The sequence below is a fragment of the Acidobacteriota bacterium genome (genome assembly GCA_039030395.1).
Classification (GTDB): domain Bacteria; phylum Acidobacteriota; class Thermoanaerobaculia; order Multivoradales; family JBCCEF01; genus JBCCEF01.
This window is the reverse complement of record JBCCEF010000004.1, coordinates 202,664-223,133: the sequence shown is the minus strand read 5'-3', so window position 1 is coordinate 223,133 and position 20,470 is coordinate 202,664. Positions and strand designations below refer to the sequence as shown.

The following is a 20,470-nucleotide window of genomic DNA, read 5'->3' as shown; positions in this document are numbered from 1 at the left end:
CATCGAATTTTCCGCCGGAGGAGCCACGTATACTCCGTCCATGGCGCCGCGCTTCGATGGGGACGAGATGACCCTGGAGCTGTCGGTCCAGGACCTCCTCGACAGCGTGCTGCTCAGAAACCTAGGATTTTCGAACCGCGGCGGCTACGAACGGCTGTGGCTCGGCCAGGCGATCCACAGCCGCTACCAGGAGCAGGCCCTCGCAGAAGACGGCTCCTTCCGGCGCGAAGTCGCCCTCTCCTACACCTTCGACTACCGCGGCTGGCGGATCACCGTCACCGGCCGGGCGGACGGCCTCCGGCGCGGCGACGACGGCGTGCGGGTGGTCGAGGAGATCAAATCCCTGCGCCGCGGCGGCCAGCTCTCGCCGGCCCAGCGGGAACTCTACGAACGCCAGGCGCAGCTCTACGCCTGGCTGGTCAGCCGCCTGGACGAGGAAGAAGTGCGGCCGGAGCTGGTGCTCATCGAGATCGGCTCCGAGGAGATCGACCGCCAACCGGTAGAGTTCGACGTCCGGGCCGTCGAGGCCGGCATCAAGCGCCGCGCCTCGGCCCTCATCCGCTCCTTCGAGGGGCAGCGGCACGCCGCCCGGGAACGCGCCTCGGCGGCGGCGCGCATGCCCTTTCCGTATCCGGAAAAGCGCTCCGGCCAACACGAGATCGTAGATGCCGTGGAGTCTGCCCTGGCCCACAAAGAACACCTGCTGATGCAAGCGCCCACCGGCATCGGCAAAACCGCCGCCACCCTCTACCCGACACTCCGCTACTGTCTCTCCCGCGGCAAGCGCCTGTTCGTGTTGACCGCCAAGACCCTGCAGCAAGAAATGGCCCTGGAGGTGCTCAAGCTGCTCAATGGCGAGCAGGCCTTTCGCTCCCTCCGGCTGCGGGCCAAGTCCAAAATGTGCGCCAACGACCAGATCATCTGCCACGAGGAGTACTGCCCCTACGCCAAGGACTACTACCTGAAGCTGCAGTCCACCGGCGTGGTGGGCCGGCTGATCGACGACTACCCCACTCTCGAACCGGACGACATCTTCGAACGCGCCCGCGAGGCGGTGGTGTGCCCCTTCGAGGTGAGCCTGGAGCTGACCGGCCAGGTGCAGGTGGTGGTGTGCGACTACAACTACGCCTTCGACCCCTACGTCGCCCTATCGGACTTCGCCGGCGACGCGGACCTGTCCGACACGGTCCTGGTGGTCGACGAGATCCACAACCTGGTGGACCGCGGCCGCGGATACTACAGCCCCGCCCTCGACGCCGAAACGGCGCGCCGAGCCGCCGAACGGTCGATGCGCGGCGGGGCGCCCATCCACCTGCGCATCGGCAACCTCTGCGCCCAGGTTGCGCGCACCATCGAGCGCACCACCGACGCCCTGCTGGAACTGGAGATCGGCTCCGGCGACGGCGACCGGGCGGTGGAGGCGCCACTGCCGGAAGACGCCTTCTGGGAGCTTCGGCCGCTGTTGGACGAAGCCTTCATCGACTACCTGGAGCACAACCGCGAAACCAAGTCCTTCCGCGCCGACGACCCCTTTGTGTCGCTCTATTTCGACGTTCTACGCTTCCTGAACGGCCTGGTGCTCTCCGCCGGCGACGATGCCTTCAGCCACTGCGCCGAGCGCCGCCGCGGGCAGCGCACGGTGCGGGTGCTGTGCAAAGACCCGAGCCGCTTCCTCGGCTCGGTGATCGGCCGCACTCACACCACCATCGGCCTGTCCGCTACCCTGTCGCCGTCGGACTTCTACCGTGACCTGCTCGGCTTCGAAAGCGCCCGCACCTCCTTCGAGGCCATCCCCAGCCCCTTCCCGGCGGAGAATCGCCGGGTGGTGATCGACTCCACCGTCGCCACCACCTACCGCGAACGGCCGTCCAACTACCAGCCCATCGCCGAGCGCCTGTCGGCCTTCGCGGCGGCGGTGCCGGGCAACTGCCTGGCCCTGTTCCCCAGCTATTCGTTCCTGGCGGAAGTCGCCACCCGCCTGCCGGAGGCCGGCAAACGGGTGCTGATCCAAGAGCAGACGGCCAACGATCGAGAGCGCCAGGAGATCCTCCACCACCTGCGCTCGGCGCTGTTTGGCGACGTGCTGCTGCTGGCGGTGGCCGGCGGCGTCTTCGCCGAGGGCGTTGACTACCCCGGCGACATCTTGAAGGCCGTCGCGGTGGTGGGTCCCTGCCTGCCGGGCCTGTCCCTCGAACAGCGGCTGCTCAAGGACTACTACGACGAGCGCTTCGAGCGCGGCTTCGAATACGCCTTCGTGGTGCCGGGGATGACCCGCGTCGTCCAGGCCGCCGGCCGCCTCATCCGCTCGGCGGAGGACACTGGAGTGATCGCTCTCCTAGACCGCCGCTTCCTCCACAAGCCTTACCGCCAACACCTGCCGGAGGACTGGATGGACGACGGCAACCCCACCCCCCTCAAAGGCGATCCCGCCCGCGCCGCCCTCGACTTTTTCGCCGGCAGGGACGACTCGGAGTCGGTCAACTGAACGATTTCCGCGGTGCGGCAAACTCTTCCGGCGGGTGCTCCGTAGACCTAACAGGGACAAGACAGGACAACACAGTCTCCTTTTCCCTCATCCCTCCTTCAGGCCCCGCCCACGAGCGGGGCCTTTTTTGAGATCAGGGCCGCCGGCCGCGATCGCCCAGCGCCCGACCGCCCCGGCGCGCGCGCATTTCCCCCAGGAATCCCAGGTACCGTCGCTGTTGGTCTTCGTCGAGCAATTGGCGCGATTCGAGAATCAGGCGGGCGGTGGTGCGTTCGGCTTCGCTGAAGGAGGTAGCGATTTCGTCGATCAGCTCGTCGATGCGCGCCTCGTTCGGCGTCTCGGCGATCAGCTCTTGCCGAAGCTCCTGCTCCAGTCGGTGGCGGCGGCGGTGCTTTTCCAGGCTGCTCCGCATCAACTCCTGCTGCAGTTCGAGAAAGCGCTCGCGGCTGTCGCCCTCGAGTTCCAGGGAATCCGCCAGCCGGCCCTGTAACCGCTCCGCCCAGCGTCCGCCGCGCTCCCCGCTTTCGCGGAAACGGCGGCCGCGGCGCTCCCACGGTCCGCGCTGCGGCGGGTGTTCGAGGGCCGATTCCCCGTGGCGCAGATGCCGGGCCTCGCGCCGTTCCTGACGCTCACCGAAGTGCCCGACGAGCTGCATGGCGAAGATCCCCAGGTTCAGTCCCAGGGCGAGGCAGAGCAGGATCACCAGGACGCCGCGCTTCACCCTTCGAGCCCTCCCGCGGCTGCCGCATCGCTCTCGAAGGCTTCGAGCATGCGCCAGTATTCGTCCGCCAGGCCGCCTGCCTCGGCGCTCCCGGCGTCCGGGCTCCCGGCGTCCGGGCTCCCGGCGTCCGGGCTCCCGGCGTCCGGGCTCCCGGCGTCCGTGACTTCGGCGGTCTCGGCGACCGCATCGACGGCCTCCGGCGCCAGGGAGCCCAAGCCCACGCCGAGCACCAGACCACCGGCGAGAGCGGCGGCGCTGGCCGCTCGAATCCACGGCGGCAGGGCTGTACGGCGGCGCTCCCGCGCACGAGCCATGATCCTCTCCGTCAGGCCGAGGGGCACCGGCTGCGGTTCCGGCAGCTCGAGCCCCTGCCAGAGGACGGCGAGGCGATCGCGCTCGGCGGCCAGGGCCGGGTCCGCCGCCAGGCGCTCTTCCAGGCCGCGTCGCTCCGCCGCCGACAGTTCGCCGTGGAGGTCGCGCCAAAGCAGCCGTTCGGTCGAGTCTTTCGCGTTCATTCTCGGGTCCCTTCTCTTGTCCGGCTTGCGCCCAGATCGTTCTCCAACGTCCGCATTGCCCGAAACAGGCGGCTCTCCACTGCACCGACGGTGATCTCCAGCACATCGGCGACCTGCCGGTAGGACAGCCCCTCGACGCGCGCCAGCACCAGCACCGCCCGCTGGCCCGCCGGCAGGGCGTCGATCGCCCGGCGGGTCTGCGCCCACCGCTCTCGGGACTCCAAGGCGGACACCGGATCGGCCCCGCCGTCGACCGGCTCGACGGACGACTCCCCTGGCGCCGAATCGTCGCCGCCCGGAGCCGCCAGGCGAAGAAAGCGCACCACCTTGCGCCGCCGAAGGCGGTTGAGACAGTAGTTGACGGCGATGCGGTAGAGCCAGGTGTAGACCTGGCCGCGCGGCCGGTAGCGGCCGGCGCGAGTCCACACCCGGAGGAAGACTTCCTGCACCGCGTCGCGCGCCGCGTCGGCGTCGCCAAGGAGCCGTTCGCAGAGATGGAGCAGGCGCTTCTGATGGCGGGAGATCAGTTCTTCGAAGGCGGCTTCGTCCCCGGCGGCGACCCTCGCCAGCAGCTCCCGCTCGAAGTCGACGCCCTCCATGGGCAGGCTCTCAGCGATCACCACGGTAGGTGAAAACCACCGCGGTCGGAAAACTTGCGCGCCCTGCGGCTTTTCTTACCGGGATAGGGCCTCGCGCAGAGCACGGCCGGAGGCGGGCCGCAGATCCGGATTGGGAGACAAGGCCGTGGCCAGTAGTTCGCCGAGGCTGCCGGCATCGATCTCTTCGGCTTCCGGCGCCAGGTCGCCCGGGGCCGGCCGGCCGGTGAGCAGATGGTAGGTGAGGGCCGCCGCGGACCAAACGTCCGTCCGGGCATCGGCCGGATGGCCGGCGGCCAGCTCCGGCGCGGCCACCGACGGCCCGGCCACCACGGAGACTCCGAAATCCGTCACCCGCACCCGGCCGCTCGCTTCGATGAAGGCGTTCGAGGCGGTGAGTCGACCGTGAACCACACCATCGTCGTGCACCTCTTCAAGGCTTGCCGCCAGCAAGCGCAGGATGCGAACGCAGGCTACCGTCGGCAAGCCGTCGCTGCGGGCGAGCAGCTCTTCGAAGGAGGCGCCGTAGATCAGTTCCCGGGCAATGTAGGCCACCCCGTCCGACAGACCGAAATCGTAGGTACGGGCCACCCCGCCACCGAGCAGCTTGCGGGCGCCCTGCAGGCCGCTGTCGAGACGCTCGAAGTGCGCCGGAGCGTCGAGCGCCGAAGGATCGTAGAGCTTGAGGGCCACCAGCTCCCCGAGCTCCCGATCCCGCGCCCGGAACACCGGGCCGAGGGGACCGCGCCCCAACTCCGTCAACAGCTCGAAGCGCTGGGCGAAGACGTCGCCGCTACCGAGGGCCACCGCGCCGGCGGAGGCGGTTCGGGCACCGTCCAGCCCGTCGTCGTCCAGCCCGGCCGCCGCGCGCACCGAGGGGCCGTCGAGGGTCGCCAGTGGCTGCGGCGAGAGCAGGCCGCGGCGGGTCTTCGGTTCGACGCCGCGCTCTCTGAGGCGCTCGTCCAATTCCTGCAACACCTTCTTGTCGAGCACGACGTCGCCGGCTTCCGCTTCCCGCAGCAAGCTGTCCAGCCGGCGCAGGGTGAGGCCCGCCACCGCCTGGCCACCGTAGCCGGCGAGGGCCGCCGAACCGGCCAGAACCTTGCCCTCGACCAGCGCCAGGGCCGGCGGTTCGCTGCGGTCGAAGGCGGTCTGGCGAGCGGACAGGGCGGTGTGCAGTTCCGCTGCCAGAGCGAGGGCCCGATCCGCCGCATCGTCGCCGCGGAAGATCGCCAGGGCGCGGGATCCGAGGGAACCTGCGTAGACCCCGCCGCGAGCTTCGGCTCCGCGGGCGATCCGGCTGAGGTCCCGGGCCAGGCCGTCGATGGTGCCTTGGGCGTCGAGGCCGTCGATGGCGCGGTGGAGTTCGACCCCCAGCACCACCGCCGGTCCGGCCTCCGCCGGCGGCACCGCCGCGGAGGATCCGAGGGGGCGGGTGGCTGCGGCGCCCACCGTTTCGAGGGCTCGCCGCTCGCGCAGGTCCGCCAGCAGGCCATCGAGGGCGGTCGCCGCCGGCGCCAGGGAGCCGGCCCGACGGGCATCGATGCGCTGCTCGTAGTCGCCCCGGCGGGCGATGTCGATGGACTCGGTGAGGCGAGCGACCGGTGCGCGACCGGTGCGCGCCAGGCCGAAGATCGCCGGCGACGCCAAGGCCAAGCTCACCAACGCCGTTCCGAGCAGCACCGCCAGCGGCAGCCAGGGGCGCTCTCCGCCGCCCGCTTCGAAGGCCGAGGCGACGGCCAGGGCGCCGGCCGATTCGCCGGCGGCGTCAAGGAGCGGGGTGAGGGTGGCGATCCAGGGCGAGCCATCGAGGGTCCAAGCCACCCGCGGATAGGCTTCGCCCTCGGACAGCACCCGGCCCAGCTCGCCGCCAGGTCCGCCGAGGCCTCCCACCTGACCCATCAAGCCGAGGGCGGCACGCTGGCTGCTCGCTCCGATCAGTTCCGGCCCCACCGGCGAGCGGCCGTAGTAGGCCGCCTGGGCACCGCCGATGCGCTGGATTTCGAGCGCCAGCAGATCGTCCACCGCGAAGGCGGCGACGGCGAATCCGATGCGCTCGAAGTCGCGGACGATCGGCTGGCGGGCGGCGTAGTAGAGGCGATCCGTCTGCTCCCAGTAGCCGGTCACCGCCTCCTCGACGGCCGGCGCTTCGAGGAGTGCCCGGGCCGCCGGGCCGAGATCCGCCGTCGAGCCGTCGCTGCGGGCCAGCACCCGGCCGGCGGGACCGGCGATCAGGGCGAGATCGAAGCCCAGCTCCGAACGCAGCGGCTCCAAGGCCGCGGCGACGGCCGCCCCGTCGCTCTCTTCGACGGCGCGCACCAGCACCGACTCCTCGGCCAGCAAGCGAGCGACGAGGGTCAACCGATCGAGTCGTTCGCGCTGTAGGCGGTGGTGGGCGCTGACGCTGCGCTGGAGGCTGGCCTCGGCCGGGTCCGCCACCTCCGGCGGCCGGTGGAGGAACCACAAAATCGCCGCCCCGACGAAGGCCGTCAACAGCGCGACGGCGGCGCAGATCAGAAAAAAACGGCGGGCGTTGGCGGCACCGGGATCAGCCAAAACAAAACCTCCCCCATCAATCCTGTAAACATTCCTGCGAAGGCTGCGATGGTAGCAGGTTTCGGGCATCGAAGACGCCAGCTCGGGAGGCAATTCCTGCTACCATGAGCCAGCTTGCCGAAGCCTTTGAAACCGCGCCCTTCGTTGCCCCTGACGGTGCGGCGGCGACGACGATCTGGAGATCCCTGGCTCATGTCCGAAGCTCTCACCCGCCGCGTCGCGGCCTTCCTCAGCGATCCCTCGCCGGACGATTTCGACGCCCTCGCCGCTGAAGCCTTCGCCTACCAGTACGAGCGCATCGAACCCTTCCGGCGGCTGTGCGACGAGCGCGGTGTGCGCCCCGGCGACGAAACCTCCTGGCGCGAGGTTCCGGCGGTGCCGACCACCGCCTTCCAGAGCCTGAAGCTCGCCGCCGAGGAGCCGCGGAGGGTGTTCCGCAGCAGCGGCACGACGAGCGCCACCGCGGGATCGGCGGAGGAAGACCGACGGAGCACCCACCACCATCCCTTTCCGGACCTCTACCGGGCGGCGATCGATGCCTCGTTCCCAGCCTTCTGCCTGGCGGGCTTCGGCGAGCGGCCGCCGATTCTGTCCCTGATCCCGCCGCGGGACGATTCCAGCCTGGCCTTCATGGCCGGCCATGTGATGGAGCGCTTCGGCGCTCCGGACAGCGCCACGGGCTTCGGCAAGAAGCGACTCGACATCCGCGCCTCCCGCTCGTGGCTCGGTGCCCGGCAGCGGGATCGCCGGCCGAGCCTGCTGTTCACCACCTCCTTTGCCCTGGCGAGTCTGCTCGACAGCCTCGAAAAGCAGTTCCTCCACTTCCGCCTGGCGCCGGGCAGCGCCATCTTCGAAACCGGCGGCTTCAAGGGCCGCACCAAGGAGGTGGACCGGGCGGAGCTCCACCGTCGCACGGAGGAATGGCTGGGGGTGGCACCGGACCGAGTGGTCGGCGAGTACGGGATGACGGAATTGACCAGCCAGCTCTACGCCCGCACCCTGCTGGGCGGCGAGGCGGACGTCTTCGTTGCCCCCCACTGGGTGCGCGCCCGCATCGTCGATCCGCAGACCCTCGAAGAGGCACCCGCCGGCGAAGAGGGACTGGTTTCAATCTTCGATCTGGCGAATCTGGGGTCGGCGGTCCATCTGCTGACGGAGGATCTCGGGGTTGCCGCAGGAGACGGCATTCGCCTGCTCGGGCGGGCTGCCGGCGCGGACCTGCGGGGGTGCTCCTTGGCGGTCGAAGAACTCACCGGATGAGCGATCCGGCGGATTCACCGCTGCGCGCCTCCATCGGCCGCATCGAGGTACCGGCGCAACGGCCGGCGGAGGTCACCGCCTTCTTCGAGCAGGCTTTCGGCTGGTCATCTCGCCGGGTCGAACACCCCGGCGCCGATTACCGCTCCATTCATCCACCGACCGGCCCCGCCCTGGGAGTGAGCGCTTCGAGCGACGACATCCCGCAGCCCCTGGCGGTGCTCGACCTCCACGATACGCCTCTCGAAGAAGCTCTCGACCGGATCGTCGCGACCGGCGGCACCGTCGACTTGCCGCCGCGCCGGGTCGGTGCCTACGGTCGCTTCGCCCGCTTCCGCGACCCCGCCGGCAATCTCTTCGGACTGTGGGCGTCGGAGGATTCCTGACTCCCGCGCCGGATCCCTCGCCCGCTGCGGCCGCCGCACGCATCGCCCAAGGGGCGGCGGAGCTACGAAACCTGTCGACGGAGCGGTTGTTCAACGCCTGGTGCGGCGCCGTCGAGGCCTTCCTCGATCCCTCGTCCGAAGAAAGAGCGGCCATCGAGCGAGATTGGGTGCGTTCTACCCGGCTGTCCGCGACGGGACTCAACGCCGGCTTGCGGGCGGTCCTCGGTGGCCTGCGGGGGCAGCCAGCCCGGCGGCTCTTCGCCAGCAGTACCTTCGAAGAGCCATCCACGCCGGACTCACCGGTTCTGGTCGTGCTGGCCTCGAACCTGCCGGCTCTCGCCGCGCAACCGCTGCTGCCGTGCCTCGCCCTACGGCGTCCCACCCTTCTCAAGTCGCCGAGCGCCGAACCGTTCTTCGCGCCGGCCTTGGTCAGGGCCCTGGCCCACCGCGAGCCGGTGCTCGGCAAGGCGGTGGCGGCGGCGGCCTGGAAGGGCGGCGATCGAGCGGTGGAGGCGCCGGTCCTCGATCGGGTCGGGCGGGTACTCGCCTACGGCGACGCCGAGTCGATCGCCGACCTGGAGCGCCGGGCGCCGGGCAAAGTGCACGCCTACGGCCCGAAGACCAGCGTGGCGATCCTCAGCTCCGGTTCGGATCCCGTCTCCTCCCAGACCATCGCAGGGTTGGCGCGGGACATCGCCCTGTTCGACCAGCGCGGCTGCCTCTCCGTGACCGCTGTCTTCACCACCGGCGATCCGCGCTGGCTGGCCGACCGGCTGGCGGCAGCGCTCGGCGAGGCGCATCGTCGCCTGCCGCCGGGACCGCCGACGCTGGCGGAACAAGCGGCGGTGCGGCAACTGCGGGGGGCGGCGGCGATGGCCGGCCTCTACCGGCCGCAGCTTCCCGCTGCCGCCGGCACAGTGGTGGTCGCCGCCGAGCCGATCTTTGAGCCGAGTCCCGGTCTGAGGACCGTGCGAGTGCTGCCCATCGACCGGGCGCACGATGCGGTGGACGCACTCCGCGGCTGGTCCGGCCGCATCCAGGGAGTAGCGCTCGCCGGAATGACCTGGAAGGGTGAGACCGGCGTGGATCTGCGGTGCGCGCTGGCCGCGCTGGGCATTTCGCGCTTTGCGGCTCCGGGCGAGCTTCAAAGCCCCGACGCTTCCTGGCACAACGGTGGCGACGACCCGCTGAGGGTCCTCTGCGCGACCTGAGCCGGCCCGGCGCCGCGATACACCTCTGCACCCGTAAATCCAACCATTGACATGGGTATATCCCTGCCGTAGCATTTGGCAAATTACACACTTCAGGACTCAACCGGACCAATTTGAATCTCGACCCGGCAAAGGTCCACTCACGGACCGGTCCTGATTTTGTTCCACCCCGGAAGGAGGGGCCACTTTCTATGTCCACCTGGAAATCAATCCTGCGTATTTCTCTTGGGACGGTGCTCGTCGCCGGTCTCGCCCTGGCGCCGGTCGCCGCCCAAACGGCACAAGAACAGGCCGAACTCGATGCTGACGCCGCCGGCGTCCCGGGTACGCCCGGTACCGGCAGCCTAGGCGGCATCGTCTGTCCGTCCGGTTCGCCGACGGACTTCTACTTCAACGACTTCGAGACCGACGATGGCGGTTGGACCGTCGGCGGTGCCGGCGACTGGGAGCGCGGTACGACCGTCAATGGCGTGTTCGACGACTGCGACACCACCCCGCGGCCGGAGCCGCCGGCCGGCTGGGGCGCCTGGGCGACGAACCTCGACGGTTGCTACGCCAACCAAAGTCCTTCGTCCGCCAGCACCCTGTCCCAGACCTTCGATTTCAGCAGCCTCACCGCTCCCATCGAGATGAGCTGGGAGCACTGGTACGAGATATTCGTCAGCTTCGACATGGGCGACGTGAACGTCAACGGCACGAACGTCTTCAGCGTCGCCACTACCGCCGCCACGGGACCGGTCACGGAAACCGTCGACCTGTCGGCCTTCGCCGGCATGGCGAGCGTCACGATCGACTTCGAACTCTTTGCCACCACCGTCGTCAATCGCACCGGCTGGGCGATCAACGATCTCCGTATCACCACCTGCGGCGGTGAGTCGGATCTGGACATCACCAAGACCGACGACGGCGGCGGCTCGGTGGCCCCCGGCGGCACCCTGGTCTATACCGTGACGGTGACCAACAACGGTCCGGACGACGACACCAACGTGGTGGTGACGGACATGCTGCCGGCGGAGGTGACCTACGTCTCCGACGACTGCGGCGGCATCAACGGACCGCCGTGGACCTGGACCATCGGCGCTCTCGCCAACGGCGCTACGGCGATTTGCAACATCACCGTGCAGGTGAACGACATCGAGGGTCCGATCGTCAATACCGCCTCGGTCGCCGGTGACAACGCCGACAACGACGGAGCCAACGACGCCTCGACCAACACGGTGGTGGCCCAGGCCAGCATCCTGGAGATTCCGACTCTCGGCACCATCGGATTCGTCCTGCTGGTCCTCCTGCTCCTCGGCAGCGCGACGCTCCTGATGCGCCGCCGCCAGGCGTAATCCACCGGTTCCGGCAGTACTCAGACGGCCGGCCTGCGGGCCGGCCGTTTTTCTTTGGTGGTCACCCAGAAACGACCAACGCCCGACCGAAGCCGGGCGTTGAACGGCAGGACTCGAAACATCCCCGATCGGAGGCGACCTAGCAGGGCGCTGAAAAACTTCGACAGGACGTTCAGCACCCCGTGACCGGGCCCACAGGATTCGGCGGCGCCGTAGGCGCCGTGGACGGGGGTGAGCCCGAGAATGCTGTTCTCTCGGGCGAGAGGGCGTCGATCCCCCTGGAAAAGAAAGCTAGCAGGGCAGCTGAAATTATAGGCCGAAGGCCGTTCTCAGCAACCTGCTAGCCTTGATAGCGGCCAGCGACGATGTCGTCCAGGGTCAGCTCCGGCAAACGCCAGGCGGGACCGCCGCGCAGGCGACCGACCTCTTTGCCGTCCACGTAGACGATGCCCGTCGGCACGCTGCCGACGTCGTCTTTCTTGGCCGCCGGTTCGTCACCGAAGGGAGTCGGCAAACCGTAGAACTCGAAATCGATGCTGGAACCCTCCAGCTCGTTAGCCACCTGGAGCAGGGGCGGCACGGCGCGAGCGCAGGCCGGGCACCAGGAGCCGAAGTACACCCGTACCTTGACGTCCCTACCCTGGGCCTTGAGCGCCGCCATGGCCTGGGCATCAGGGGTGTAGTTGTCCGCCGTTCGCTGGTACTCAGGACTGTAGTCCAGCAAGGCCTGCGCATCCTGCAGACCGAGCAGGTACGGCTTCGGCTTGAGCACCGCAGCCTTGCCGCCGACGGAGAATGCGATGTTCTGGCCCTTCGGCGTGAATCGGCCGTGGGGGGTCAGCTCGGCGTCCGCCAGAATGTCGATGCTGCCGCCGTCGCGGCGGGCGAGCTTCATTACGCTGACGGACTCCACGGAACCGGCCCGCGGCATGATCAGCGTCGGCTCCGGCAGGGCGGAGGACAGGATCAAGAAGCCTGCCGCTCGCTGCGACTGGTAGATCTCCGCCTTCTCGACGACCTGGCCGTCGACCTCGAGGATCACATCGCCGGTGAGCTGAAAGTCACGCAGCAGCGAATCCGCCGGCATCATCTGGGCGAGGGCCGGAACGCTCAACAAGAGCGCCAGAATGACGCCAACGGCGGCATTCCGGGAGAGCCGGGACGAAGAACCTGGGAACAGGGCATGGGTCATATCTAAAAATCCTCGCATTGGTGTGGGGATCGATCAGCGGACGGCGGGCCATCCACGTGGCATTCCTCAATCGGTTGCCGGTTGCCGCTATTTCTCAGCAAGACTGCTGCCAGCCAACCACGGCGGCAGGCCGGCCACGGTCGCCACCACCTCGCCGTTCAGCACCTCGAAAGAGCGCGGCAGGCGCCGGTGCATCGCATCGAACAGCGGCGGCGGCGTTTCGCGCAGCTCGAAAACCGGCCCCCACTGCCAGTAGAAGGCCTGCAGCTCTTCGCCGGTGCCGCCGGAGAGTACCCACAATGGATCGGCCTCGCCATCGAGGACGGCCAGGGCGCGCTCGTTCAGGGAGTCGATGGCGTCCGTCAACTCTGTCGTGTCGGGGTTCGCCAGAACCACCCAATGGCGCCCTTCCTCCAGTTCCGGAACGATGTCTGCCAGGCAGGCCGCCTCCACGCCCTCGCCGACGCACAGCTCCTGAGCCTCCACGCCGGCCTTCAGGCGGGTGGCGAGATTGTCGAGGGGCAGTTCCGGAGACTTCCAGGCGAACAGCATGGCGGCCAGAGCGGCCACGCCGGCCACGGCGCCCTTCCAGACACCGCCGCCGGCCGTGCGCTTCCTGCCGAGGAACATCAACAGGGCGGGAACGCCCAGCAGCAGAAGGTCCTGCCAGAAGGCCTCCGCCGGGGTGCGGGTCACCAGACTGCCAAAACAGCCGCAGGACTCGCTCGGATCCCGCAGGCCGCGAGCCGTCAGCCAGTAATTGCGGCCGGTCAGGAACAGAAAGAAGATCACCAGGGCGACCGTCGGCCACAGCACCCAGGCGCGGCGCAGGCCGAGCAGCAGGGCCGCTCCGAGGCCCGCTTCGAGGGCCAGGGCGATTACCGCCACGGCCATCGCCGGCAGCAGGAAATCCAGTCCCTCCATCGTGATCTGATCGGCGAAGGCCGCCGGATCGAGGCCCTTGGCCCACACGGCGAACAAGAAAACGGCACCTAGGAACACCCCGGCGAGGGTTCCCAGGACTCTCTTCCAGGCAGCAGGGGAATCGGTGAGCATGGCAAGAAATCCTAACAAGAGCCGTGCCAGTAGGACGCTCCGGGCAGCGCGTTGGAACTTTCACCCCGGCTCGAGCGTAGGAAAGGCCATGAAAAGCTTCCTACTCTGGCTGATCGTCTTGGTCATTTGTTGGCCCATCGCCCTGCTGGCGCTGGTGATCTATCCCTTCGTCTGGCTTCTCTTGCTGCCATTCCGGCTGGTGGGAATTGCCGTGGAAGGGGTTTTCGCCTTCTTGAAAGCGCTCCTGTTCCTGCCGTCACGGCTGCTCGGCCTGTCGCCGGCGCGTTGAGGATCCCGGCGGCGAAGAATCCGACCGGCGGAGCGGCGAGTATCAGCGGGTGTGACCTACCGACTTCTCTACCCGCTCGCCGTTCTGGCGCTCCTGTTGGCGGCAAGCGGCGGGTGTTTCCCGCGCTCCGCCGGTCCTCGCCTCGCCCACTTCGCGACCACCGCCCCAGAGGTCGGCCAGCCGGCGCCGGCCTTCACCCTGCCGTCCGTTGACGGCGGCGAGATCGTGCTGGCGGACCTCCTCGGCGAACGGCCGCTGGTGATCCAGTTCGGCAGCCACAGTTGCCCGGTCTACCGCTATCGCCGCCACTGGATGCGCGACCTGATCGCCGACTACCGTGAACGGGTGGGTTTTCTGCTGGTCTACACTGTGGAGGCGCATCCACAAGGCTCGAAGAGCCCCTATGCCGAGGGCGAGTGGAATCCCTGGATCAACCGCCTGACGGGTATCCGCCTCGCCCAGCCCGAAAGCCTCGACGAACGCATCTCCCTGGCGAAGGAATCGCGGCAGCGCTTGGGATTGAACCGGCCGGAGGTCGAGCTGCCCTTCGCCGTCGATCGCCTGGACGACGCCGTGTGGCGCGAGTGGGGCGCCGCCTCAGCCTCGGCCTTCGTGATCGACCGCAACGGCCGCATCGCCTCACGCCAGGTGTGGATCGATCCCCAGGAAATCCGTCGAGCGCTCGACGGGCTGCTGGCGCCTAGGACGCCAGAACCTAGGACCCGGGAAACTCCGGATGCGCCAGCGACCGCTCGATCTGCTCCAGATGGCGGCGCTGGTGGGTGACCAGCAGGTCGAGGGCGTCGCCGATCGAGATCTTCGGCAAGATCTTCAGGGCGGTGTTGAGCTTGGTGCCGTTGAGATCCCGCCCGGTCGCTCGATCGATCCAGCCGACGAGTAACTCCTGGCGGTTCTCGAAGCGCTCCAGTACGGCTGCGGGATCGACCGCGGCGGCCGTTGGATAGAAGATCTTGGAAGTCTTCATGGGTCGCTTACCGGGTGCCAACATGCCGACGAACCAGCCCCCGAACCAGGTGGGTTTGTAGGGTACTGAACTCTCCGGCGCCCGTTCGATGGCGGCATCGAGCCGCGGCCGGTAATCATCGGTGGCCACCACCAGGTGATCGACCACCTCCGTGATGGACCACACCTTCGGCGCCGGCTTCCAGCACAGCGCCTCCTTGGAATGGCGCCCGAAAGTCTCCCGCACTTCCGCCGTGGTCCGTTCGGCGTGCTGCGCGAGGGTGTCGAGGTGGGCGGACGGTGAGGATTCGTTCATCGGGCGGGCTCCTGGGTCGGGATGGAAGATCGAGTGGGCCGACCCAGTTTCCCAACCGCCTGTGCCCGCCGTCAAACGACATTCACGCCCTGGCACGAGCGAGCTGCTGCTTGAGCAGGTCGCTTCCGAACCCGAAGAGCGAGGCGGCGGCGCGAGCCGCCGAGGATGGGGTGAGACCGAGAATGCTGTTCTCTCGGGCGAGGGGCGGACCGCGGGCTGGCGCCCAGCCCCCTCGAAACGAACCACTAGCGGACTTGCTGAAAGCATAGGCGAAGCCGTTGTTCAGCAAGTCTGCTAGTCGAAGATGTCCGGGACCCGTCCAAAGCCCAACAGCTTGTCGATCCGACCCTGGACGTAGTCGAACACATTGACCGGTGCCGGGAATCCACCCTTGTTGCCCTCGACGGTGTAGACGATGCCGGCGGAGACGTGGTGGACCAGGCCGATGTGCCCTTTCCAGCTATTCGGCTGATCGCGCCACCAAACGATGATGTCACCGGGCTCCGGCGTGACCTCTTCGGAGTCGTACAGCCAACCCTTATTGCGGAATTGTTCGCGAATGTTGCGGGCACCGAGGCTGTAGCGGAAGGGAGCGCCATTCGGATGCTGGTCGTAGCACCAGCTCACGAAGGCGGCACACCAGTTGGCCGGCGGATCGAGAATGCCGTTCAGGTACTTCTCGATCCACGGACCGCTGTTGTTGGCGCCCTGCTCCCGGGCACCGTCGCGCATCTCCGCCAGGGCGACGGCGAGGGCGGCGCGGCCGCGTGGGGATCCACCCTCCGGCGGCAGGGCGGTGAGATCGCCGAGGGGCGGCGGCTCCAGGATGGAACGGTTGTCTTCGTTTTCGAGCGCCCACCAGGTGAGGGGCCCGACGATGCCGTCCACCACCAGCGCGCGGCCGCGCTCGTCGACGTGCCGCGACTGGAACTCCTTCACCGCCATGCGCACCAGCCGGCCGAAGGTGTGGGTGGTCTCTTCGAGGAAACCTCGCTCGACCAAAATCTCCGTCAGCCGTTCGACGGCTGCCCCGAAGGATCCTTCTCTCACTGTCGGATTCATCTTCACTCTCCCGCGGTCATTGCCGATCATCGATACTGGCGCACGACGGAGAGAGACGGTTACAGGTTTCTCATGATCCGCTGACGCGCCGCCATCCCAGGAACCGGCGCATCTCCTCCGCCGTCGAACTCTCGACCCGATCGAGGAAGCCGTCGATCGGCCCCGAATAGAGCAGCTCGCCACCGTGGACGCCACCGCCGGGTCCGAGGTCGACGATCCAATCGGCCCGGGCGATCAGGTCTTGGCTGTGCTCCACCACCAGGACGCCGTCGCCTTGCTCGACCAGCCGCCGGAAGGTCTCCACCAACACCTCGATATCCGCCAGGTGAAGGCCGGTGGTGGGCTCGTCAAAGAGGAAGAGACGGCCCGGGCGGTCCTTCTTCGCCTTCTTGCCGGATTTCCGGCGCGCCGACGGGTCGAGGAAACTGGCCAACTTGAGGCGCTGCGCCTCGCCGCCGGAGAGGGTGGAGGTGGGCTGGCCGAGGCGCAGATACCCCAGACCGACGTCGACCAGGGCGTTCAGTTTGCGCACCAGGGCGCGGCGGTCGCTGAACAGCTCCAAGGCTTCGGTGACGGTCCGCTCCAGGACCTCGGCGATGTTCAGTCCGCGATAGGCCACCGCCAGCACTTCCGGCCGGAAGCGGTGCCCCTGACAGGTATCGCACACCACCGTCACGGAGGCCATGAACTGCATGTCAACCTCCGTCACGCCGGTCCCCTTGCATTCCGGGCAGCGGCCCTTGTCGACATTGAAGGAGAAGTGCCCGGCGGTGATGCCGGCGCCGGCCATCCCGGCCATCACCTTGCGGATCTCATCGTAGGCCTTGATGTAGGTCACCGGGTTGGAGCGCGACGAACGGCCGAGGGGCCGCTGGTCGACCAGGATCACGTCCGCCAGATCGTCTAGTCCTGCGAGGGCGTCGCACTCGCCGGGGTCCACCTCCACCACCCCGCGAGAGCGCTGGTAGGTGCCGTAGAGCACGTTTTCGATCAGCGATGATTTGCCGGAACCGGACACCCCGGTGACCGCCACCAGCGCCGTGAGGGGAATCTGGACATCGAAGTCCCGGAGGTTGTTCTCCCGGGCGCCCCGGATGGTGAGCAAGTCGCCGAAGGCGGACCGCACCTTTTCCCGCCGATGGCGCTCGCGGTGGCGGCGGGCGATGGCCGGCGGGCGGCGATCGAGGTGCTCACCGGTGACCGACTCCGGCGCGGCCCGCAGTTCCGCCGGGGTGCCCTGGATCAGCAGCCGCCCACCACCCTCACCGGCCGCCGGACCGAGATCGATCACGTGGTCGGCCCCCTCGATCACGGTTCGGTCGTGCTCCACCACCAGCACCGTGTTGCCGCGCTCGGCGAGATCCCCCAGCAGACCGAGGAGCCGGGCGCTGTCCCCCGGGTGCAGGCCGATGGTGGGTTCGTCGAGCACGTACAAGGTGCTGGTGAGCCCTGAGCCGAGGGCCGCCGCCAAGTGGATGCGCTGGGTCTCGCCGCCGGACAGCGTGCGGGCCTGGCGGTCGAGGGTCAGGTATTCGAGCCCCACCCGCGCCAGCACCTCCACCCGCTCAGTGAGTTCTTCGAGCAGGTGACCGGAGCGCGCCCGCTGGGAATCCGTCCACTCCCGTTCGGCCAGCCAGCGGCGCAGGTCTTCGATGCTGCGGCGGGTCAGCCGCGGCAAGGTCTCGCCGGCCAGCCGCACGGCCAGCGCCTCGGGCTTCAAGCGGGTCCCCCGACAGGCCGGACACAGCTCGTAGGCGCGGTAGCGCGCCAACAGCACCCGCACGTGGACCCGGTAAATCCGCCGCTCCAGCCAGCGGAAAAAAGCGTCCAAGTTGGTGAACGAGCCGGAGCCGCTCCACACCCACCGGCGGTGTTCCTCGTCGAGGTCCTGCCAGGGTACCGTCAGCGGTACTTTACGGCTCCTGCAGGCGGACCACAGCTCGTCGTAGAGATCCTCGTAGGCGGGAGTGTTCCAGGGCGCGATAGGACGTTCTTTCAAGCTCTTGCCGCGATCCGGGATCACCCGCTCCGGATCGATGCCGATCACCCGGCCGAAGCCCTGACAAGTGACGCAGGCACCGAGGGGCGAGTTGAAGGAGAAGAGCGGCGGCGTAGGGCGTCGGAAGGCCTCGCCGCAGGTGGTGCACAGCAGGCCGCGGCCGAGAAAGGTGGTGCGCGGCGGCACATCCTCGGCAGCCGGGGCAGCGAGCGCTTCGATCCGCCCCTTGGCCAGGCGATAGCCTTCTTCGACGGTGTCGGCGATGCGGCCGCGGGAACGCTCGGCGGCCTTGAAGCGTCCGAGCACCAGGGCCAGGGTGGGCCAGGCCGTCGCCCAGCGGACCGACGGAGTGAGGCTTTCGACTTCTCCGCTGACTTCGTCGAGGCGGCGGGCGAAGCCCTGGCGCACCAGTTCGCGCAGCGCCGGCGTCGCGCCCTTCTTCGGCCGCGGCAATCGCGCCAACAGGGTGAACTTGTCGCCGGCCTCACCGCCGACCAGCAGATCCGTCGCCTGCTCGACGGTGAAGCTTCTGGCCGAGCCGTGGCCGTTCGGGCATTCCACCTCGCCCAGGTGGGTGTAGAGCAGGCGCAGAACGTCGTGCGCCTCGGTGATGGTGCCTACCGTTGAGCGGGCGTTCTTCACCGAGTTCTTGGCTTCGAGCGCCACCGCCGGCAGGATGTTGTCCACCGCGTCCACCGGCGGCCGCTCCATGCGGTCGAGGAATTGGCGGGCATAGGTGGACATCGACTCCACGAAGCGCCGCTGGCCCTCGGCGTACACCGTGTCGAAGGCGAGGGAGGATTTGCCGGCACCGGACGGCCCGGTAACCACCGTCACGGCACCGTGGGGAATGCGGCAGTCGACGCCTTTCAAGTTGTGGGTGCGGGCATTGCGCACCGCAATCGCCACGGCGCCCGATGGGGGGCGGCGCTGGGCGGGGCGTTTGCTGGGTTTCGAAGACTTGGACACGACGGGGCGGAAAGAAGGGGATCTTACCGCGAGCCGAATCACCGAGAGGGACGGAGGTTCGCGGGACCGATCGCCGCCGACGGGATGGCGCCTAGAGGGACGCCGAAGCCGGCTCTCGAACCGCGTCGACAACCGGCAACCGCGGCCGTTCTTCCGCCGTCGCGACCTTCCCCACCGCCCAGCCGCGGTCGTAGAGGCGGTCGCGCAGGTCGCCGGCGTTGATCTGGCACATCGGCACCATACGGTCCTCCACCGGCAGGCGGAAGACGCAGGCCTCGAGCCGCTCCTGGCCCTTGGCGGTGGCCATCTCCTCGGCCCCCATGAAGTGATGCGACGCGACGGAGAAGCCGTCCAGCCGCGCCCGGCCGCGCAGAAGCTGAAACACCAGACGGGGGAGAGTGGTACCGAATTCCCGGGTGCGCGCCGCCATCCAGCGGCGGAAGGGGCCGAAGAACCAGCCCGGCGCGCGCAGGAACATGCCGGCACCGCGCGCCAGGCGCACCGACAAGGAGTCGTCCCGGAACACCACGCCGCCGAAACCGAGTTCCAGGTAGCGCTCGGCGATGGCGCGGTCGCGCTCCTCCCCGGGCCGCAGCATGGGAGCGGCGACCGGCGACCGGCCGGGGCGATCGAGCACCAGCAGGGTCTCCATGCGGGTGCAGTCCGGGTGACCGAACCAGGCCGGGGTGCGGACAGAGGTGTCCACGCCGTGCTCCGCGAGGGCCGCGCCGACCCTCTCCCAGAGCTCGGCCACCTTCACCCCCACCAGCTCTTCTCGGGTCCGCCCCACCGGCGCCAGCGGCTGGAAGGAGATCAGGCCGAAAGCATCGCGATTCTCGAGGCACCAGGAGACCACCGACTCCACTCCATCGAGGTTTTCGCTGGTGACGGTCATGGTGGTGGCGGCCCGCAAGCGGACGCCGGTTTCCCGCCGCACCCGGCGAATCAGCGCCGCGAACTCGTCGCGCAGGGGATGGAGGTCCGATTCGCGTTGTGGATTCCATTCGCCCCGTCGCCCCTGTTGGGTGGTGTCGACGTGAATGGAGACCTCCGTCAACCCGCCCTCGGCCACCAGCCGGGTGAGGAGATCCGGCTTGCGGCGAAAGCTGTCGCCGTGGGTCATCAGCATCGGGATCAGGCCGATATCGCGGGCGTAGCGCAGGATCGCCAGCAGGACTTTGATCGGCAAGAGGGTGACCTCGCCGTCGGTGATCTGCACGTTGCCCTTCGGGCCGAGGTGCCGGCGCAAAGCATCGAGCTGGCGGAAGATCTCTTGCCGGTCAAAGGGCTTGACGGCGTTGGCGTCGGCCCCCAGATAGCACCCCCGGCAGTCGAAGTCGCAGCGCGGGAAGGCCCCGAGAACGGCTCCGCAGCCGGTGGACTGCTGGCCGAAACCCTGGAAGTCGGTCCGCAGAGCGGGCTCGAGGCTCGACCAGCGGTCGGCCAGGAGATCCTTCTTCTCCTGCGGTATCGGCGCACGAAGTGCGTCCCACATGGCGTGCAAACTCACGGCTCTCAAACCTCCCAGCCCGAAAGACCGCAGACGAAAACCCGGATCTAGGC

17 protein-coding genes are annotated in these 20,470 nt (G+C 68.6%); 7 read left to right on the top strand and 10 right to left on the bottom strand.

The features are described 5' to 3' along the window. Positions 1-40 precede the first annotated feature (40 nt). A complete protein-coding gene (locus AAF481_06745) occupies positions 41-2,485 on the top strand; it encodes a helicase C-terminal domain-containing protein (GenBank protein ID MEM7480854.1) in 2,445 nt (814 codons plus the stop codon). Positions 2,486-2,618: 133 nt separating this feature from the next. On the opposite strand, the gene AAF481_06740 is transcribed toward AAF481_06745, so the two are convergent. From AAF481_06740 to AAF481_06725, 4 genes are all read right to left on the bottom strand, one after another. After that, positions 2,619-3,206, bottom strand: coding sequence for a hypothetical protein (locus tag AAF481_06740; protein MEM7480853.1), 588 nt, complete (start codon positions 3,204-3,206; stop codon positions 2,619-2,621). After that, positions 3,203-3,721, bottom strand: coding sequence for a hypothetical protein (locus tag AAF481_06735; protein ID MEM7480852.1), 519 nt, complete (start codon positions 3,719-3,721; stop codon positions 3,203-3,205). The genes AAF481_06740 and AAF481_06735 overlap by 4 nt, the downstream gene beginning before the upstream one ends. After that, on the bottom strand, positions 3,718-4,320 hold the full coding sequence (locus AAF481_06730) for a sigma-70 family RNA polymerase sigma factor (protein MEM7480851.1): 603 nt from the start codon (positions 4,318-4,320) through the stop codon (positions 3,718-3,720). The genes AAF481_06735 and AAF481_06730 overlap by 4 nt, the downstream gene beginning before the upstream one ends. Before the next feature lie 75 nt (positions 4,321-4,395). Further along, a complete protein-coding gene (locus AAF481_06725) occupies positions 4,396-6,873 on the bottom strand; it encodes a protein kinase (GenBank protein MEM7480850.1) in 2,478 nt (825 codons plus the stop codon). 192 nt (positions 6,874-7,065) lie between these two features. Here AAF481_06725 and AAF481_06720 point away from each other — a divergent pair, with 192 nt between their 5' ends. The 4 genes from AAF481_06720 (at position 7,066) to AAF481_06705 (ending at position 11,061) form a co-directional block, all read left to right on the top strand. Further along, entirely contained in the window at positions 7,066-8,133 is a 1,068-nt protein-coding gene (locus AAF481_06720; GenBank protein MEM7480849.1) for a hypothetical protein, read from the top strand. Beyond that, entirely contained in the window at positions 8,130-8,516 is a 387-nt protein-coding gene (locus AAF481_06715) for a VOC family protein (GenBank protein ID MEM7480848.1), read from the top strand. Before AAF481_06720 ends, AAF481_06715 begins: the two co-directional genes overlap by 4 nt. Next, positions 8,495-9,727, top strand: a complete 1,233-nt coding sequence (locus tag AAF481_06710) for an acyl-CoA reductase (GenBank protein ID MEM7480847.1) — start codon at positions 8,495-8,497, stop codon at positions 9,725-9,727. Before AAF481_06715 ends, AAF481_06710 begins: the two co-directional genes overlap by 22 nt. A gap of 191 nt (positions 9,728-9,918) precedes the next feature. After that, positions 9,919-11,061, top strand: coding sequence for a DUF11 domain-containing protein (locus tag AAF481_06705; GenBank protein ID MEM7480846.1), 1,143 nt, complete (start codon positions 9,919-9,921; stop codon positions 11,059-11,061). Positions 11,062-11,401: 340 nt separating this feature from the next. Here the strand turns inward: AAF481_06705 and AAF481_06700 are convergent, their stop codons facing one another. Both AAF481_06700 and AAF481_06695 read right to left on the bottom strand, forming a co-directional pair. Then, on the bottom strand, positions 11,402-12,253 hold the full coding sequence (locus tag AAF481_06700; GenBank protein MEM7480845.1) for a thioredoxin family protein: 852 nt from the start codon (positions 12,251-12,253) through the stop codon (positions 11,402-11,404). A gap of 87 nt (positions 12,254-12,340) precedes the next feature. Next, positions 12,341-13,309 (bottom strand): MauE/DoxX family redox-associated membrane protein, encoded by a 969-nt coding sequence (locus AAF481_06695; GenBank protein MEM7480844.1) that lies wholly within the window; start codon positions 13,307-13,309, stop codon positions 12,341-12,343. A gap of 88 nt (positions 13,310-13,397) precedes the next feature. On the opposite strand from AAF481_06695, the gene AAF481_06690 reads away from it, so the two are divergent. Both AAF481_06690 and AAF481_06685 read left to right on the top strand, forming a co-directional pair. Further along, a complete protein-coding gene (locus tag AAF481_06690) occupies positions 13,398-13,598 on the top strand; it encodes a hypothetical protein (GenBank protein MEM7480843.1) in 201 nt (66 codons plus the stop codon). Positions 13,599-13,649: 51 nt separating this feature from the next. Next, the gene (locus tag AAF481_06685; protein ID MEM7480842.1) at positions 13,650-14,384 is read left to right on the top strand and encodes a deiodinase-like protein; all 735 of its coding nucleotides are present in this window, start codon (positions 13,650-13,652) and stop codon (positions 14,382-14,384) included. Here AAF481_06685 and AAF481_06680 read toward each other — a convergent pair. From AAF481_06680 to AAF481_06665, 4 genes are all read right to left on the bottom strand, one after another. Beyond that, the gene (locus AAF481_06680; protein ID MEM7480841.1) at positions 14,314-14,877 is read right to left on the bottom strand and encodes a DinB family protein; all 564 of its coding nucleotides are present in this window, start codon (positions 14,875-14,877) and stop codon (positions 14,314-14,316) included. The genes AAF481_06685 and AAF481_06680 overlap by 71 nt on opposite strands. Before the next feature lie 294 nt (positions 14,878-15,171). Beyond that, positions 15,172-15,939, bottom strand: coding sequence for a CHAP domain-containing protein (locus AAF481_06675; GenBank protein ID MEM7480840.1), 768 nt, complete (start codon positions 15,937-15,939; stop codon positions 15,172-15,174). A gap of 70 nt (positions 15,940-16,009) precedes the next feature. Further along, a complete protein-coding gene (gene uvrA / locus AAF481_06670; protein ID MEM7480839.1) occupies positions 16,010-18,835 on the bottom strand; it encodes an excinuclease ABC subunit UvrA in 2,826 nt (941 codons plus the stop codon). Positions 18,836-18,998: 163 nt separating this feature from the next. Beyond that, on the bottom strand, positions 18,999-20,417 hold the full coding sequence (locus tag AAF481_06665; protein MEM7480838.1) for a radical SAM protein: 1,419 nt from the start codon (positions 20,415-20,417) through the stop codon (positions 18,999-19,001). Between the last annotated feature and the right edge of the window lie 53 nt (positions 20,418-20,470).